Consider the following 16684-nt stretch of genomic DNA (forward strand, 5'->3'; position numbering starts at 1 on the left):
CCGCCACCAGCCGGTGCCCGGCGGCGCGGATGCCCGGCTCCATGTAGTCGCGGGCGACCCAGCCGTAGCCGACGATGCCCCAGCCGACCGCGTCCATCACCACCGCTCCGGCAGGTCGACGAATTCGCGCACCCGGATACGCTGCGTCTCCGGGCTATCGAGCGTGCCGTCGAAGGTCAGATGCTCCGGGCCGGGCGCGTGCAGCGGGTAGGTGGCCCGGGAGGCGTATTCCGCCTCGTAGCGCTCCGAGGGCCAGCGGATGACGTAGCCGTCCCCCTCGGGCGCATAGAGCGGGTTGAGCCGCAGCACCGTGCCGGGCTTCGGCAGGGTCAGCCCGTCGACCAGAGCGCGCGGCGCCGGGCGCATGCCGGGGCCGCATACCACCGAGAACGCCTCGCAGGTCCGCAAGGCCCCAGGCTCCTGCGGGCCCGGCGCCCGCGCCTCCACCAGCGCCCGCGTGAGCTCCGCGTCGTCGTAGACCAGGGCGTCGGGGAAATACTCGGCGATCTCCTCGGCGGTCACCGCCCGGCCTGCCGAGAAGCCCGGGCAGTCGCGGTTGTGGATGTGGCTCAGCGCCAGCCAGCCGTCGTCGCCGGCATTCTGGCGGAGGTTCTCCAGCAGGGCCGCCTTGTCGTCGAGGAAGTAGAAGGCGTCGTTGCACACGACGAGGTCGACCGGCGCGCCCGGGATGGGCCAGTGCGGCGAGCCGGCGTCGAAGCAGACGAGCTGCGCCTTCTCGTCCACCACCCAGTGGCGCGCGACCCAGAGCTTGGCGAAGACCACGTCGGCGCCGGCGACCTTGCAGCCGCGCCGCTGCAATTCCCGCAGATAATGGCCGATGCCGCAGGCGAATTCGAAGACGCAGATGGGCTCGTTCCAGTGCGCCTCCAGAAGCGACAGGCCGGCCAGGAAGGTCGGATCGCTCCAGCGATGCAGGAAATAGTCGCCGACGCGGCCCCAGCCGAGACCCTGGACCGCGTCACGTAGCGTCGCGGTGCGGCGCTCCTTGATGAGGCGGATGACCCCGGCGGGATCGGCCGGGGGCCCGTTCCACCAATCGTCCTGATCGACGAGCAGCGCGGCCAGCGCCTCGTCGGGCTCGCCGGCGTCGAGATGGGCCAGAACCCGCTCGACCAGGGCCTCGCGGTTGATCCGCAGGTACGGGATGCCGTCGATCACGGGCCAGCGGGCGCCGGTCTCCGCATCGCGCAGGGCGTGCGGGCCGTCGGCCTTCAGCGGGTTGCCGGTGTCCGGCGAATGGAGTTCGAACGGGATCATGGTTCTCGGAGCCGCCCGGGCAGATGGGCGGCGGGGTCCGGCGATCAAGGGATGCGCATGTCGGCGAGGACACGATCATGGAAGCCCTTCACCGGGCCGGCATGGACCAGCTCCCACTCGTCGAGCACCATCCCCATCGTGGTCGAGGCCCCGCGCAGATGCTGGGCGATCTGGAGGACACGGTCGATGCAATCCGCCGCGTGGAAGGCGCGGCCCTCCGCGGTGGCGTCGTCGGGCAGCACCGCGCGGGCCCGCTCCACCTGACCCCGCAGGGGCTCGGCGAGCTCGGCCAGCGCCCAGGCGGTGGTGGTGGCCATGATCGGCCCGAGATGGTCGCCGAGCAGCATCTCGCCGGTGAAGCCGGCATCGGGCATCGCGGCGTTGTGGAAATGGTGCGCCATCGCGGCCAGGAACACGGTGCCGGGGTCGGCCCGGTAGAACGGGCTGAGGCAGACCCCGTAGACCGCCACGATGAGGCAGTGCTCGGCGTGGTTCTCCGGCGGCTCCAGCAGGATCCGGGCGCGGCCGGGACAGGTGACTCCCGCCCGCGGCTGCTGCGCCAGAGCGGCGACGAAGCCCGGCAGCGGTCCGGGCCTTCCGGCCGGCCGCGGCGCGAGCCGCCCGCGCAGGCGCTCGCGCAGAGCCGGATCGAGCTCCCCGGTGACGGCGTCGAAGCCCGCCACCAGCACCGCCGAGGCCGCCTCCTCCGACAGCCCGGCCGCGGTCAGGAAGGCCGCGTCGAGATCGCAGAGGCGCGTCGCCGCGAGGGTGACGGCGGTGATGTCGAGGGCGACGTCATCGGGCGCGGCGCCCCCGGTGAGGAGGCCCCATCCCTGCGCGAACAGCCGCTCGGCGATCGACCCCTCGCGCCCCGCCGAGCGGACGCGCTTGAGGTCGTTCATCTCGATCAGGAGGTCGCGCAGCGCCTCGGGGGCAGCGCCGGAGGGAGGCGGCTGGTTCTCGCTTGGCATCGTCTCGCTCCGGAAGCCGCCCCTTGGTCGCGACGAGGCCTAGTGCACGCCCAGCCAGTCGCGGAGCATCTGCTCCTGCTTGCCGAAGGCGTGCTCCGGCCCATGGCCGTTCTTGACCATCGGGGCCTTGAAGAAGGTCGAGAGCTGCTCCTGCACGCCGCCGTCGCCGCGCGTGCGGGCGAGGTCGAGGACGCGGGCGATCTCGATGACCAGGGGCGCGGCCAGGATCGAGTCCTTGCAGAGGAAGTTCACCTTCACCTGCATCCGCTGGCCCATGAAGCCGGTGACGTCGATGTTGTCCCAGGCTTCCTTGTCGTCGCCGCGCGGGCGGTAATAGTGGATGTGCACGAGGTGGTCCTCGACCGGGTAGCCGAGGATCGAGTCGAGCACCGTGCCCTTGGTGTTGAGCTTCGACTGGAGGGAGTTCGGATCGTTCAGGGCGAGTCCGTCGCGGTTGCCCAGGATGTTGGTCGAGAACCAGCCGTCGACGTGGAGCGCCCGCGCCTTGAAGGCCGGGGCCAGCACCGTCTTCATCATGGTCTGGCCGGTCTTGCCGTCCTTGCCGGCCACCGGGACGTTCAGCTCCTTGGCGAGGTCCAGGAGGGCCGGGACGTCGGCCGCCACGCTCGGGGTGAAGTTGGCGTAGGGGATGCCGCTCTTGATCGCCGCGTAGGCGTAGAGCATCGCGGGCGAGATCGCCTCGTCGCTCGAATCGAGCCCCTTCTCGAAGGCGGCCGTGGAGTTCAGGGCCGGGTCGTTCAGGTCCGGCCAGCGCTCGGTGGAGGCGAGGTTCACCACGACCACGTCGTCGAGGTTGCTCTCCCTTCTGGAAGCGGCGGAGATCGTTGGCGATCACCGAGACCGCCTCGCGGTGGTCCTTGGCGACGATGCGGTTCTGGCCGTCGATGTTCTTGCAGAACTTGGCGCTGCCCACCGCCGGCCAGGGGGTGATGCCCTTCAGGGCCTGTGCGCCGCTCTCGATGTCGTCCTTCGAGAGCACGCCGTGGCCGCTCGCAGCGGACGCGAGGTCGTCGCCGTTGAGATCCCAGCCGCCGAAGACGAGATCCTTGTAGTCGGCCATGCCGGCCACGGAGAGACCGGCGAGCGGCAGCCCGTCGAGGCGATTGGAGCCGGATTTGATCATTTCGATGCCGGCGATGGCAGTGGTGGCGACGGCGCCTCCCATGCCAACGAACGCGACACCGATGCGGCGACCGGACTGCATGCTCATCGGAAAATGATGTCCTTGTGCGGACGCGGGTGGCGTCTTGGGACGGAAAGTTCGACCCCCCCGGGGCCGTATCTAACTGGCTCGACGGTGCCGCGTTCCAACCCGAATGCGACAACATTGCCCCTCCGTCGTCCGAAGCGTGGCCGGTTGACGGTGTTAACGGCCCCCTAAAATGCTGCGTATCGGAAGTGACATGGAGCGTGCTATGACCCCGGATATGTTGGCCTATTCCTACATCCGGCTGTCCAGCGCTGGCCAGATTCTCGGTGACGGCGAGCGGCGCCAATTCGAGGACGCGAAGGCCTACGCCGAGCGCCAGGGCTACACCATGGCGAAGCCGATGAAGGGCCTCGGCGTGTCGGCCTATCGCGGAAAGCAGCGACGCAGTGGATCGGCGCTCGGCAAGTTCCTGGAGGGCCTGAAGTCCGGCAAGCTTGAGAATGGCCTGCTGATCGTTGAGGCCGTCGATCGCCTTTCTCGCGAGCCGCCTAGCCGGTCGTCGCGACTGATCACCGACATCCTCGATGCGGGGACGAACATCTACCTGCTGGCCTGGGGCACCCTCGTCACGGCGGAGAATTACGACACGACCTTGCATCCGCAGATCTCGCTGATGCAGACGCTCGCTTACAACGAGTCGCGGCAGAAGTCAGACCGGATCAACGCGGCCATTGCGGAGCGCCATAAGAGGGCGCGCGAAGGCGGCCGAAGCAAGGGAGCGTACCACCCGAGTTGGTTGTCACGCAGCTACGACGACGGCGAGGTCAAGCATCTCGTGATTCCCGAGGCCGCTGCGTCAATCCAGCGCATCTACGATCTGGCCGCGCACGGCATGGGCACGCGCGCTATCGCCAACCTGCTCAATGCGGAGGGCGCGAGACTCCCGCCAGCCGATTGCAACAAGCTCGGGAAGAACGTGGAGCGCGAGGCGGGCCGCCGCTGGCACGCGACATACATTAGCCAGCTCCTGACTAGCCGTGCGATCATCGGCGAGTACCAGCCCGTTCGAACTGAGCGGACGCGCGGCAAGGGCAGCGAGCCCGACATCGTGCGGACCGTGCCGGTCGGCGAACCGATCCCGGACTACTGGCCGGCGGTCGTAACCCGCGAGCAGTGGGACGCCGTCCGCGCCTCAGCGCACCGGAAACTCGGCGCCAAGGTTGGTGGTCGCAATATGGTGTTCAGCAACCTGCTAACGGCAGGACTCGCCAAGTGCGCGCACTGCGGCCAGAACATGCTGATCCGGCAAAACGACAGCCGCGGGAAAAAGCAGCTCTACCTGCGCTGCGCGAACGCTCAGCAAGGCATGTCCTGTGACAATACGTCATACGCTAGGTACGACTGGCTCGAGCCGAAGCTGCTCTGGGCCCTCAAGGGCGTTCCGTGGGGTCGGCTAATTCGGAACATCCCGATCGAGGACGAGACTGCCGTGGTGACGGCCCAGATCGACGAGGTCGCAACGCGGATCGAAGCGCTGTCCCGCTCCAGCGCGCGCCTCCTTCGGGTGATCGAGGACGAGGACGAACCCGACGCGGAGATCCTGTCGCGGCGCCGCGAGATCCAGGGGGAAATCGCCAACCTAAAGAAGCGGCAGGCCGAGCTGGTCCGCGATCGGGAAGCGCTCCGCCGGAACGCGGCCTCGAACGCGGGCGCGGTCGATGAGGCCGTCGAGCTTGCGCGCCTGATGCAGGAGGTGATGGGCGCCGAACTGTACGAGATCCGTCAGCGGATCCACACGCTTCTGCGCGAGATCATCGAGGTTGCCAAGCTCGACATGATCGCCGGGGTTGCTCGGGTTGAGATCCGCGGCGGGATGACCCTGACGATCCCGCTCGACAAGGACGCGCCGCCGACCGCCGAATTCACTGGCACCTTCCACGACCTCGTTAGCCCGCGTTCCGGAGCGAGCGCGCCTCGGCTCAAACCTGACGAGGCGAAGCGGCGGTTGGTCGAGGCTTACGACCTTGAGAGCTACAGTATGGTGGTGGACAGCACGACTGCGCCGTGGCCGCGGCCGGCGGCCTGAGCTTCGCGCGTCACCGCAATGTACTGCCCTTCCAACAATCGACGCTCGACACGTCTTTACCATTTTGCATCATCGCTAGTTTGTCTCGTTCGCAACCCACAATAAAGGCTTTCTGAACATCTAGCTCGCTCGCTCGCGCATTCTTGTCCCATTCGCGCCGCTCAGATTTCAGTCGTTCCTGCTCGGCTAAAATTGGCGCGAGATCTTTATTCAGTTGTTCCTTCACCGCAATTTCGCTAGCGATCTCATCAAAGATTCCTGGGCCAGGCTCCGGATAGCAGGTGGCTTCGGAGATCAAGCGCCATTCACAGGCGTGTGCTCTGAAACTGTTACGAGTCACCCCACGCGCCACTACAGCCAGCACTACGACGAGGGATAGTGCGCCGATAGCCGCCAACGTCGGAACGATGATCCGGGATACGAACGGTTTTGACATCCCACTGCGATATCTGGCGTGCCGAGAAGCGCAAGATGTTCAGGGGGCTACCGTTGACCGAGAGCCAGCCGCCTCTCGAATCCTGATGCGTTCGCGACGCTTCAGCTCGCGCTTCGCGGCATCTCGCATGAACTCGGAAACGCCGCGATGACCGGCTTCGGCCACGATCTGCGCAACTAGAGGCGGATCGAGCCAGATAGTCTGCTTGGCCATCTTCTGGCCTGCGGTGATTGGCGGACGCCCCATAGCCGAGGTCATAAACGACTGCGTTTTCCTCGTCAAAAAGCACCGCGGCGGCATAGCTGCCCGTTGACGCATAAACGACGGCGTTTATGGTGCGTTGCGACCAGCATGCTCCGGGCATCGTTAATCGGTCGCACGCATTTTGCTGCCTACAACTCAGCGGACTCGCAAGCGCGCCTCCTATGGAAATGTTAGTCACACGAACCTCGGATAGGTATGCCGGATGACCGCTCGTCGACCGCTAACCGTCGTAGACCTTTTCTCCGGCGCCGGTGGCATGTCGGCGGGCTTCGCGCGTCGCGAGGGTTTCCGCGTCGTCGGTGCCGTTGATATTGAGCAAGGGAAGCCCTGCGAGGGCGCCGGCGCGACCGCTTGCAACAGCAGCTATGCTCTGAACACCGGCATCGATCCGGTAGCGGAGGATCTCTTCGCCCTTACGCCGGAGGCGCTGCGCGCGGAGATCCGTCGAAGGACTGGCGTCGACCTGAAGCCCGGCACCCTGGGCGTTCTGTCAGCCTGCCCGCCCTGCACCGACTTCTCCCGCGCGAAGCCGACGAACCACCTCTCGGACGGCGGCCGCAACGCGCTGACCGGCAGGGTCGGCGAGTTCGTCGACTACTTCAAGCCGCGCCACATCGTTATGGAGAACGCACGCGAGTTCCTACAAGGCCGGTTCGCCCACCACGCGGAGGCCCTGTGCGCCGGCCTGCGCCTAGCCGGCTACGACGTGAAGGCCGACATCCGTTTCTTGACCGACTACGGGCTGCCGCAGATTCGCGAGCGGGCCCTGGTCGTCGCGTCCAGGATCGGACAGGCGCGCTCTCTAGATGACCTTTGGGCGGGGCTGTCCGTGAGCGCCGACGCGCTGACCGTACGCTCCGCGCTCGGCCGCCTCGCCGCGTGGCAGAGTCGGGGGGAGGACGCCGACGATGCCGACGTTGCTCCCGGCCTCCGGCCCGACGTCGCCCGCCGCCTGCATGCCGTTCCGCACGACGGCGGCTCCTGGATGGACGTGGCGCGTATGCCGGGCGGGCTCGAACTGCTGACGCCGGCCATCCGGCACCGCTGGGCCATCAAGGACCTCGGCTCGCACCCGGACGTCTACGGCCGAATGTGGTGGGACCGGCCCGCGCCGACCATCAAGCGCGAGTGTTCGCACGTCGGAAATGGCCGATACGTTCACCCGACCGCTGACCGCCTTCTAACATTGCGAGAGATGGCGAGCTTGAACGGCTTCCCGTTCGACTACCGTTTTGCCGGAGCACTGGCGTCCCGATATCGTCAAATCGGTGACGCCGTCCCCCCGGTCATATCGTATCAGGTGTCGGCGCTGGTTCAGTGGATGGAAACTGGCGTGCGACCGGGCCCGGAACAATTCGTCCTCCCTAAGTCGGTCCTTTCCGCGTCAGACATAACGAAAGCACAGAAGCAATTCGTCCGTCGCGGGCGCCGTGTCGCGCCAGACGCTCCGCTGTTGCCTCATGTGGCGGCGGAGTAATCAGAGGCCGCACCACACCTTCACGCGCGCCTTGAAGTTGTTCCAGTGCTCGGGATGTCGGGTCCGACCGCCATCCCAGCCCCACGCGAAGTGAAGGTTGAAAACGTCACTGAATCTCTCGACGTCGCGATTCTCCAGCGTCCGTCCGGACTGCTTTCCGGAGCCGCCTCGCAGAATCTCTTTTGTCAGAACCGACATCATCAGGAAGCGATCGGTTCGCACCTCATTTCGCGTTTCACGAGAGCCCAGAGCCAGCCGCTCGTGCAAATTGGCTGGGTCAGTTGCGGTCTTCACCTCGCCAACGACGAACTCGTGGATTCGCTGCCGTCGCAGGGCCGGCTGCCTGCGCACGGCATCGTAGGCGGCGTAAGCATCGGCAGCAGTTTTATATGGCTTTCCGTCGATTGAGGTGAAAATGGCGACATCGGGATCGCTCGGGAACGCCACGGCTCGCCCGTTCGAGAGCAGGGCAGCGCGGGGCACTTTCCCGCCCGCATCGATCCACGCGAGAATCCGTTCCGGCGATCGTGTTTCAGCGTCCACATGAACACCATCCATGTTAACGACCGAGCCAGGGGCAATTTCATCTAAAGCATCGAGGAAAGCGCATACTGCCCCCACGTGCCCCACAGCACCTGAGACGTTTTGCGTATTGCCGTGAGTTTTAAGATTCTTATGATAATCAACAAACCGAGTAGGGTCGAATTTCTGATTTCGCACCCAATGAAGCCACCCATTGAGTTCGCGCACCTCTCTTTTCACTGCACTAGCGTTTCCAGCTGCACGTCGAACGGTCGAGGACGAAAGAAGGGGAAAAATTGCTCGGCTTTGCTTGTCGGAAACCCCTGTCATCGTGACGTACCGATCGACGAGTTTTTGATCAGGCCCGAGCGCTATATCGATATGAAGCCAACGTTTCCACGGCTCATGATTATCTAATTTACGGAGCCCGCTAGCCCTCAGCTTGGACTCGTCGGTCCAGTCGACGGTAGGCACCATAGGCCACGTGTCGCCAGCAGGAGGTTCTGAAAGGTTTACGATACGGCGTATGCGGACCCTGGCGAAGGCAGCGATGAATGCGTTGATCTCGTCTTGCGATTCGACGCAATGCTCAAGCTGCTGCGCAAATTCCTCGAACGTTGCCATGCCTGTCGCGCGTTCCCTGTCCCCGAGCCCAGATACAGCCATGACGACCAATCCGCCAAGGCAGATTCCGAGCGACGCAAAATCGCGCAACATGGCAGCCGTACGCTCGAAGGACACGAAGCCCGAGATGCTCGTGCGACGCCTCGCACATAAGCTCGGTTACAGGTATCGCCTTCATTGTCACGACCTCCCGGGAAAACCTGATTTAGTTTTCCCGCGTCGACGCGCGGTGATCTTTGTCCACGGCTGCTTCTGGCACGATCATCATTGCCCCAAAGGCAGAAAGCGACCGGTGGCCAATGCCGAATGGTGGGACCGCAAGCTTAAGTTGAACCGCCTTCGCGATGAGGCGGCTGTGATCGCTCTCGAGAACGCAGGATGGCGGGTACTAGTTCTCTGGGAGTGCGAGCTGCGTGCACAAGATAATCTTACGGATAGACTGCGTACTTTCCTGGGATAGAGCGCCGAAGAATTTGAAATATTCTCTAATCGGGCGCATAGGTACTTGTTCGATCCAGCTTCCGGATAGATCTCGCTAGATATAACGCTTGATCTAGACACTCCTCGTAAGCGTGCTGGAGCCAATCCCGGAGATCCAGGTCGGTCCGGTCCAGGGTCGTCCCGTACTTCACGAGACCAGCCTGTGAGCGCCGGAGCAGATCGGCACGAACGGCCTCGACGATCGGGTCCGTCATGCTCAGACCTCCCCCGCCGATCCAGCCGGAACCACATTCACCTTCACCCGGCCGGTCTCACCGTGCTCCCGATGGTAGGTGATCGCGGTCATCGAGCGGCCGGCGCCATATCCCATCTCGTGGTGCCACGCGTCGGCCGGTGCCGGCGTCTGCAGGCTCTCCACGGTCACGCCCGACAGCTCGATCGCCGTCTTGGTGTGGATGTGGCCGGTCAGGATGTGCCGGAAGCGTGCCTGCCCCCAGGCCGCCGAGGCCCGCGTCGCCATGACCAGCGGCAGCGTCGCCATCTTGGCGGCGTCACCGTGGGTCGCGCCCAGCAGCGTCGTGCCCCAGGACCACCACCAAAAGTAGCCGGGATCGTCGTCGACCATGACGCGCGGGTCGTTCGCATAATAGAGCGACAGGCCCAGGGCCACCGCGATGGCGGACTCCCGATCGTGGTTGCCGCGCAGGATGCGGACCAGCACCCGCTCGTGCTTGCTCAGCGCGGTGTCCACCGTGTCGATGATGAGATGCGTCGCGGCCCGGAGGATCTTGGGATAGCGGCCGTCCACGTCGAGCACGTTCTTCGAGCGCGGCGTGCAGTTGTCGTACCCATCCGCATGGAGCAAATCCCCGAGCCCGAGCACGACCGCCTGCTTCGAGGCCGGCGCCGCCGCGACGAGGCGGGTCACGGTCTGCCGGATCGTGGTCTGCGCGATCGACAGATGAAGTAGCCCCCAAAATGACCGGACAGGGGCTCACGCTTATGGAAGTGTGTGCCTATGACCGACCGTATGGTGAGTTCTAACGACCCGCCCCGCGCCGAACGCGTCGAGGTGATCACCTCCGTCCAGCGGCGTCGGCATTGGACCACGCAGGAGAAGGTGCGCCTCGTCGAGGAGACCTATCTGCCCGGTCAGTCCGTCTCGCTCGTCGCCCGCCGCCACGGGCTGAACGCCAACCAGCTGTTCACGTGGCGTCGGCTGATGGAGCGCGGCGCGTTCACGGCCGCCGGTGCCGGTGAAGAGGTGGTGCCAGCGTCCGAGCTGCGGGCTGCCCAGCAGCAGATCCGCGAACTGCAGCGGCTCCTGGGCAAGAAGACGCTCGAGACCGAGATCCTGCGCGAGGCGATGGAGCGGGTCGCCGCCCCCAAAAAGTTGCCCTCGCGCGTGACCTCGTGGCCGGGGGACGGCCGGTGAGCGCTGTGGCCGCAGCTTTGAGCGTGTCACGCCCGCACCTCGCCTCGTCCAGGCAGGCCTCCCCCGCCTGGAAGCCCAGGGGCCGACGCGGCCGTCCGCCTGCACCCGACGCCGCGTTGCTCGGCGCGATCCAGGCGCTCATCGCCGATCTGCCGACCTACGGCTATCGGCGCGTCCATGCCCTTCTGCGCCGGCAGGCCGAGCGGGACGGTCGGCCTGCACCGAACGCCAAGCGGGTCTACCGGGTCATGAAGGTGCACGGTCTCCTGCTGCAGCGACATGTGGGCGGAGCCGAGACGCGCCGTCACGAGGGCAAGGTGGCGGTGGCCACGCGCAACACGCGCTGGTGCTCGGACGGGCTAGAGATCGCAGCAGAGAACGGTGAGCGTGTGCGGGTCGCCTTCGCGCTCGATTGCTGCGATCGGGAAGCGATGAGCTACGTGGCGACCACGGCGGGCATCACGGGCGAGGACGTCCGCGACCTGATGGTGGCGGCCGTCGAGCATCGCTTCGGGGCGGTCAACCAGCTACCGAGCCTGATCGAGTGGCTGACTGACAACGGCAGTTGCTACGTCGCCCGCGACACGCGCCGCTTCGCCCGCGAACTCGGCTTGATACCGAAGACGACGCCGCTGGAGAGCCCGCAGAGCAACGGCATGGCCGAAGCGTTCGTGCGAACCTTGAAACGCGACTACGTGCGTGTCTCGGTGCTACCGGATGCCGAGAGCGTGCTGCGCCAGCTCCCCGTTTGGCTGGCGCACTACAACGACCTTCATCCTCATCGCGCGCTCGGCTACCGCTCGCCGCGCGAGTTCATCACCCGATCAACCCAGGAGACCCTGTCCGGTTTTTAGGGGGCAACAACAACAGATCCCAGTTCACGCCGGTTTCACGGTGCCACGTGAGAAGACCAATATGCGCGTCCGCGATCGGATACACCGTCGCCAAGTCCGCAACAGTTACGGGGATGTCCTGAGCCGGAACGGCACGCGCCTCGAACCCCTCAAAGGCGTCCCGGATTGTGCCGACCATCTCGCCCGGCGACATGCCGGGTTGCGTGCGGATCCAGCTCCGCGCGATGCGACCGTCCGCCCGCGCCGCGATGGTCTGCTTGGTCAGGATGTGCCCGGCCGGGACTTCGAATCGTCCGCCGGCCGCGGGGGCCTGGACGATCGTCTCGCCGGCCACTTCGCCGTTCTTATCGAGCTTGGTCGAGACCCGCTTCATCTCCCAGCCAGGCAGGACGGGCTTCGTGCCGAGTTCACCCCGCCCCGCGGCGATCGACCAGTCCGGCGACAGGCCGAAGCGGCCGTGATGCGATCCGGGCTCGTCGGGAAGGCCGACGCGAACCGCGAAGGCGACGCGGCCGACACCGAGTTCATCCGAGGCCGCGCGGATGGCTGATCGGGAGGTATTCTGCCCCGGCGTGGACCGGATCGGGTACCCGGCAGCTAAGGCCCGGTCGACCGCGGCGATCTCGCGTTCCGCCGCCGCGCGATCCATCAGCACGACGGCTGGCCCTTCGCGGTGAACTGGCCGGTCGGCGTTCGATGCAGGACCTGCGTCCGTACCTTCGGCATCAGCGCGGCCGGCCAGTCGGCCTCCCACAGAGCCTTGGCGTCCAGGAACGGGTCACCGGCAACCGTGACGAGGCCGCGATCGATGACAGCCTGCGTACGACGATAGCCATGGAGCGCCGTCGTGTGGTCGCGTCCGCCGAGGCGCTTCCCGATCTGGGGGAAGCTGGCGCCCGCATACTGCTTGCCGAGCCAGGAACAGATCTGGCGCGCCTTGGTAAGGTTGGCCCGGCGCCGCGGCCCGGCCAGTTCGATCATGGTAATATCGGCCACCAACCCGACCATCCGGACGCATTCTGTCAGAGACAACATCGCCTGCCCTGTGACCTGAGCGGTGGTCGAGACGGCGATCTCTTCGCGGGGCACGATCGAAGGGGCAGTCCAAGGCCGCTTCGGCACGAGCGGCGGAAGCGCCAGCGTGGGCGGGGACGCCAGCTTGCGCACGGCCGGCGCAAAGCACCGCTGCCGTACCGCCGCGTAGTGAGCCCGCATCTCCTCGGGCGACGTAAATTCGCGGACCGGGACCAACCCTCCCATCTCAGATGTCTCCTGCTGTGGTTTCACAAGCCGCGATGCGCGCGCGGGCGGCGGCGGCCATCTCAAAGGCGCGCGCGCCGAGGTGCTCCAACTCGTCGGGCTCCAGCGGCAAGGGCAGCGCGTGGATCACAGCCCCAGTCTCAGTCGCATCCAGGACGACCATCGGCCCCGAGCGCCGCACCCCCGATGCCCGTGATGCGGTCAAGGGCGTCGCACCAAGACTTGACGAATTATCAGATTGTAGAACTTTGGGCATGTGCAGGATCTGCACACTCGACGATTCCACGGATTCAGATCTCCTGTGTTAATGCCGCGTTGACCGCCGGGCGAACATCTATTATCGACGCTTTCTTGCCGAGGCAAGGGGCAGTGGCACGCTGGATGTCAAGACAACGGATCCCAAACCGCCGCGGAACACTGCACTACGATTACGAGTGTGACCGTCTTCAGTACACGGCCTCGGCGTCGTGGGTGGACGGACGCCTCGCTGAGATCTTCCTGGCCGGCGCCAAGCTCGACACCCAGGCCGACATCGCCGCGCGAGACCTTGGGATCGCAGCGAGCCTCGCCCTTCAGGCCGGCATCGACCCGGCTGAGCTTCGCGCGGCGCTGACTCGAACCACCGAGGGCCGGCGGGCGGGTGCGCTCGGCGTGGCCCTGGACCTCGCCCTCGACGACATCCGCTTGGAGGACTGGGCGTGACCGAACCCTGTATCGTTGCGGTCGACCCCGGACTCCACGGCGCGGTCGCCTACTTTTTCCCGAGCCAGCCCGACCGTGTGACTGTCGAAGACCTGCCGGTGATCGCGGGACGGGTCGACGTGCACGCCCTGTCGCGCCGATTGGAGCAGATGGCCCCGACGCTTGCGGTGATCGAAGCGGTCAACGCGATGCCCTCGATCGGCGCGGGCGGCCAGCGCCGCACCATGGGGGCGTCGAGCGCCTTCAACTTCGGCCGTGGCGTCGGCGAGGTCGAGACCGTGCTGACCCTGGCCGGAGTGCCATTGCATCGGTTCACGCCCGGGTCCTGGAAGAAGTACTGGAAGATCCCAGGCAAGGCAGCCGGCGGCGAGGACATCGCTCGGCGGGAAGCAATCCGCCTGTTCCCGACCAGCGCCGATCGGTTCGCGCGGAAAAAGGACCACGGCCGCGCCGACGCCGCGCTGATCGCGGCCTACGCGGCCGACAAGCTCCTTCGCACGGGCGAGGCGTGATCGACGCCGACGCCGCCATGCGCCTCGACGAGCCTGCGGTGAACCGCTCCCTGAATTCCTGCGGCGCGGCTCACCGGCAGCCCGCCGCTCGACCCCGTTCCCCATGCCGCGCCGCGGCGGGGATGCGCCGGCAAGGGGGAGGTCGTCCGCGCGGCCTCCCCTGCGCCGTCGGAGCGTAGCCGCAAATGATTTTCGGATTCGTCGAAAATCGTATGATTGTACATCAAACCGAAAATAAGTGGAATTGTCAGCGCCCGGCGTTGTCCGTAGCTATTGGTCGTCGCCCACGAGTAGGAAGGGGACCATGAATGTGAACGACAACATCGGCCAGAACGATCTCGTGCGGGAAGATAGCCTCCTGATCCGCTACGGAGGAATCAGCCGGCGAACCTTGGGCCGCTGGATGGCGACAAAGGGATTCCCGCGACCCGTCAAGGTCGGGAATTCTGTGTCCTGGTACCTGCGAGAGATCGAAGAATACGAAGAAGCGCACCGAAAGAGAGGTTAAGCCATGATTAATGCCTGGGGACGACTGAAGCGGATGATGCGCCCGGAGCCGGTTATTGTCCTGCTTTACGGCCCTGAACGAGCCGGCAAGACAACGATCGGTTCCTTCAAGCACGAGTCGGTCTCGGCCGACATCGATCGCACGGAGCACGCGCTTCGGCTCCTGAACGCGCGCTTTCGGCGGATCGACCAGCGGGGAGGCTGAACCATGTCCGACATCTGGAACCGGCTGAAGCAGAAGAAGCGGCCCGTGCCGCCGCTGATCCTGGAGTACGGGCCCGAGAAGGCCGGCAAGTCGACCTTGGCCTCCGAGTACCCGAACCCGGTCTTCATCCAGGCCGAGGACGGCACCGCGGCCCTCGATGTTGCCGGCACCGGCAAGCTCGGCACCTATGAGGAGCTTATGTCGACTGTCGCCATACTCTACGAGCGCGAGCACGACTTCCAGACCGTGGTCGTCGACAGCGTCACGGCAGCGCAGCAGCTGATCTACGCCGAGACCTGCGCGCGGGGCGACGAGAAGGGCGTCAAGAAGGCCCGGATCGAGGACTTTGGCTACGGCAAGGGTTACATCTATGCCCTCGCCGTTTGGCAGGAAGTTCTCGACGGGTTGAACGCCCTGCGCCGCGACCGCGGCATGGGCATCGTCTTGATCGCGCACAGCAAGATCGAGCGCTTCGAGGACCCGGAGACTAGCTCGTACTCTCGGTACGACATCGACCTGCACGAAAAAGCGCGAGATCTACTGAAGCGCGAGTCCGACGTCATCCTTTTGCTCAAGCCCGACGTCGTGATCAAGACCGAGGACGTCGGCTTCAACAAGCAGCGCGCGCGCGCCGATGGCGGCCGGTCCGTCTGGATGCACTTGACCAGCCGCCCGGCCTACGCGGCCGGCAACCGGTACGGGATGCCGGAGCGGATCCTCTACGAGCGCGGCAAGGGCTACGCGGCCCTCGCGCAGTACTTCCCGACCACCCCCGAGACCGCGTCGAACGCGGCGTAATCAGAAGGACCATCGACCATGGCTTCTCTCGGTACGACTTTTGATCCGGCCTCCGTTCAGTCTGACGACGGCGGCTTCGAACCTTTGCCCGCCGGCACCTACGATCTTCACGTCATCGACAGTGAGGTGAAGCAGACCAAGTCCGGCGGCGATATGCTGGTCCTCGTCTGCGAGGTCACCACCGGTCCGTTGACTGGACGGCGCGTGTGGCTCCGGCTGAACATCCGGAACGACAATGCTCAGACCCAGGAGATCGCCCACCGTGAGTTGGGCAAGCTCTGCGCGGCCACCGGTACGGGCGCGATCTCGGACTCGAACGAGCTGCACAACAAGCCGTTCCGCGCCGACGTGATCGTCACCCCGGCTCGCAACGGTTACGGGCCCGGCAACGACCTGCGGAACTACAAGCCGCCGGGCACGGGTCCGGCGCCGGCCGCGCGCCCTCAGGCGTCCCGTCCAACCGCGGTGCAGTCGCCCGCGGCGACCATCGCCTCCTCGCGTCCTGCGCGTCCGTGGGGCAACTCCGGCGGCGCCCAGCCCCGCACGATCGAGAACGAGGACCAGATCCCGTTCTGATCTAGCCGGGCGGCCGGCACCGTCCCTGGAAGTTCGAGCCGGCCGCCCATCCGCCCCTGACGATTTCACATCGCGCGGAGCCCGCGGACGATGACCGCTACCCTTTTGCCTGACAAGGGCGCCCCCTGATGGCGGCGATCCCTCAGCCCCTCCCCTCGACCATCACCGCGATTGATGCCGCTTTCGTCCGCGCCGCCCGCTCGGGCGACAGCCTGGGCGTGTCGATCTCCCAGGTGATCAATCCCTGCGACCGCGCCTTGTGGTTCGCGTTCCGCTGGGCCGCCGCGCCGGAGCCCGCCGAGGGCCGCCGGCAGCGCATCTTCAAAACCGGCGAGATCTACGAGACCCGGCTGCTCGACATGCTGGAGATGATCGGCGCTCGGGTTGAGCGCGTCGATCCGGCCACGGGCAAGCAGTATCGGGTCGAACTCGCCCATGGTCAGCTGCGCGGCAAGCTCGACGCCATCGCTATCGGCCTGCCCGAGGCGCCGAACGAGACGCACGCGGTCGAGTGCAAATCGGCCAACGACAAGAGCTTCAAGGCGATCACCAAGGGCAAAATCCG

Annotated in this window: 18 protein-coding genes and 2 pseudogenes; 11 read left to right on the plus strand and 9 right to left on the minus strand. The window is 65.9% G+C overall.

The window, feature by feature from the left end; genetic code table 11:
* Window positions 1–96: 96 nt before the first annotated feature.
* The 3 genes and pseudogenes from I53_RS06470 to I53_RS35885 all read right to left on the minus strand — a co-directional run bounded on the left by I53_RS06470 (window position 97) and on the right by I53_RS35885 (window position 3480).
* Complete coding sequence (locus I53_RS06470; protein ID WP_043348079.1) at window positions 97–1278, minus strand: methyltransferase domain-containing protein; 1182 nt, start codon at window positions 1276–1278, stop codon at window positions 97–99.
* A gap of 44 nt (window positions 1279–1322) precedes the next feature.
* Entirely contained in the window at window positions 1323–2249 is a 927-nt protein-coding gene (locus I53_RS06475) for a hypothetical protein (protein ID WP_043348083.1), read from the minus strand.
* 39 nt (window positions 2250–2288) lie between these two features.
* Window positions 2289–3480: pseudogene (locus tag I53_RS35885) on the minus strand (inositol-3-phosphate synthase).
* Between the two features lie 205 nt (window positions 3481–3685).
* Between I53_RS35885 and I53_RS06485 the strand changes: the two are divergent.
* Window positions 3686–5506 (plus strand): recombinase family protein, encoded by a 1821-nt coding sequence (locus I53_RS06485; protein ID WP_043348086.1) that lies wholly within the window; start codon window positions 3686–3688, stop codon window positions 5504–5506.
* A gap of 10 nt (window positions 5507–5516) precedes the next feature.
* Here I53_RS06485 and I53_RS33055 read toward each other — a convergent pair whose 3' ends face one another.
* Entirely contained in the window at window positions 5517–5942 is a 426-nt protein-coding gene (locus tag I53_RS33055) for a hypothetical protein (protein WP_148291079.1), read from the minus strand.
* 466 nt (window positions 5943–6408) lie between these two features.
* On the opposite strand from I53_RS33055, the gene I53_RS34940 reads away from it, so the two are divergent.
* Window positions 6409–7683, plus strand: a complete 1275-nt coding sequence (locus I53_RS34940) for a DNA cytosine methyltransferase (protein WP_083935990.1) — start codon at window positions 6409–6411, stop codon at window positions 7681–7683.
* On the opposite strand, the gene I53_RS33060 is transcribed toward I53_RS34940, so the two are convergent.
* Window positions 7684–8946: a hypothetical protein gene (locus I53_RS33060; RefSeq protein ID WP_187294314.1), complete on the minus strand. Its 1263-nt coding sequence runs from the start codon at window positions 8944–8946 to the stop codon at window positions 7684–7686.
* A 10-nt stretch (window positions 8947–8956) separates the two neighbouring features.
* On the opposite strand from I53_RS33060, the gene I53_RS31020 reads away from it, so the two are divergent.
* Window positions 8957–9289 carry a DNA mismatch endonuclease Vsr gene (locus I53_RS31020; protein ID WP_306307426.1) on the plus strand — a complete coding sequence of 111 codons (333 nt, stop codon included), beginning with the start codon at window positions 8957–8959 and terminating at the stop codon, window positions 9287–9289.
* Window positions 9290–9526: 237 nt separating this feature from the next.
* Here I53_RS31020 and I53_RS06505 read toward each other — a convergent pair whose 3' ends face one another.
* Complete coding sequence (locus I53_RS06505; RefSeq protein ID WP_043348094.1) at window positions 9527–10198, minus strand: hypothetical protein; 672 nt, start codon at window positions 10196–10198, stop codon at window positions 9527–9529.
* A gap of 102 nt (window positions 10199–10300) precedes the next feature.
* Here I53_RS06505 and I53_RS06515 point away from each other — a divergent pair.
* Window positions 10301–11559, plus strand: a protein-coding gene (locus tag I53_RS06515) for an IS3 family transposase (RefSeq protein WP_106428176.1) whose coding sequence is annotated in 2 segments (ribosomal slippage) — window positions 10301–10648 and window positions 10651–11559 — 1257 coding nt in all. Because the reading frame shifts where the segments join, the coding sequence is not laid out codon by codon here.
* Here the strand turns inward: I53_RS06515 and I53_RS34495 are convergent.
* The 3 genes from I53_RS34495 to I53_RS33755 form a co-directional block, all read right to left on the minus strand.
* Window positions 11522–11932, minus strand: a complete 411-nt coding sequence (locus tag I53_RS34495) for a hypothetical protein (RefSeq protein WP_148291081.1) — start codon at window positions 11930–11932, stop codon at window positions 11522–11524. The two genes, I53_RS06515 and I53_RS34495, sit on opposite strands and share 38 nt — an antisense overlap.
* A 275-nt stretch (window positions 11933–12207) precedes the next feature.
* The gene (locus I53_RS06525; RefSeq protein ID WP_043348100.1) at window positions 12208–12819 is read right to left on the minus strand and encodes a helix-turn-helix domain-containing protein; all 612 of its coding nucleotides are present in this window, start codon (window positions 12817–12819) and stop codon (window positions 12208–12210) included.
* A 1-nt stretch (window position 12820) separates the two neighbouring features.
* The gene (locus I53_RS33755) at window positions 12821–13105 is read right to left on the minus strand and encodes a hypothetical protein (RefSeq protein WP_187294313.1); all 285 of its coding nucleotides are present in this window, start codon (window positions 13103–13105) and stop codon (window positions 12821–12823) included.
* A gap of 185 nt (window positions 13106–13290) precedes the next feature.
* Here I53_RS33755 and I53_RS06530 point away from each other — a divergent pair, with 185 nt between their 5' ends.
* The 7 genes and pseudogenes from I53_RS06530 to I53_RS06555 all read left to right on the plus strand — a co-directional run.
* On the plus strand, window positions 13291–13521 hold the full coding sequence (locus I53_RS06530) for a hypothetical protein (RefSeq protein WP_251982244.1): 231 nt from the start codon (window positions 13291–13293) through the stop codon (window positions 13519–13521).
* The gene (locus tag I53_RS06535; protein ID WP_051044701.1) at window positions 13518–14033 is read left to right on the plus strand and encodes a hypothetical protein; all 516 of its coding nucleotides are present in this window, start codon (window positions 13518–13520) and stop codon (window positions 14031–14033) included. Before I53_RS06530 ends, I53_RS06535 begins: the two co-directional genes overlap by 4 nt.
* Before the next feature lie 304 nt (window positions 14034–14337).
* Complete coding sequence (locus tag I53_RS06540) at window positions 14338–14541, plus strand: AlpA family phage regulatory protein (protein WP_043348103.1); 204 nt, start codon at window positions 14338–14340, stop codon at window positions 14539–14541.
* Window positions 14542–14544: 3 nt separating this feature from the next.
* The gene (locus tag I53_RS33070; protein ID WP_148291082.1) at window positions 14545–14745 is read left to right on the plus strand and encodes a hypothetical protein; all 201 of its coding nucleotides are present in this window, start codon (window positions 14545–14547) and stop codon (window positions 14743–14745) included.
* Window positions 14746–14748: 3 nt separating this feature from the next.
* Window positions 14749–15543, plus strand: coding sequence for an ATP-binding protein (locus I53_RS06545; RefSeq protein WP_043348105.1), 795 nt, complete (start codon window positions 14749–14751; stop codon window positions 15541–15543).
* Between the two features lie 18 nt (window positions 15544–15561).
* Window positions 15562–16119 carry a DUF669 domain-containing protein gene (locus I53_RS30340; protein ID WP_083935992.1) on the plus strand — a complete coding sequence of 186 codons (558 nt, stop codon included), beginning with the start codon at window positions 15562–15564 and terminating at the stop codon, window positions 16117–16119.
* 128 nt (window positions 16120–16247) lie between these two features.
* Window positions 16248–16684 (plus strand): annotated as a pseudogene (locus I53_RS06555) (hypothetical protein); the annotation flags it as partial.

Source organism: Methylobacterium sp. B1 (assembly GCF_000333255.1).
In the GTDB taxonomy this organism is placed as follows: Bacteria; Pseudomonadota; Alphaproteobacteria; order Rhizobiales; family Beijerinckiaceae; genus Methylobacterium; species Methylobacterium fujisawaense.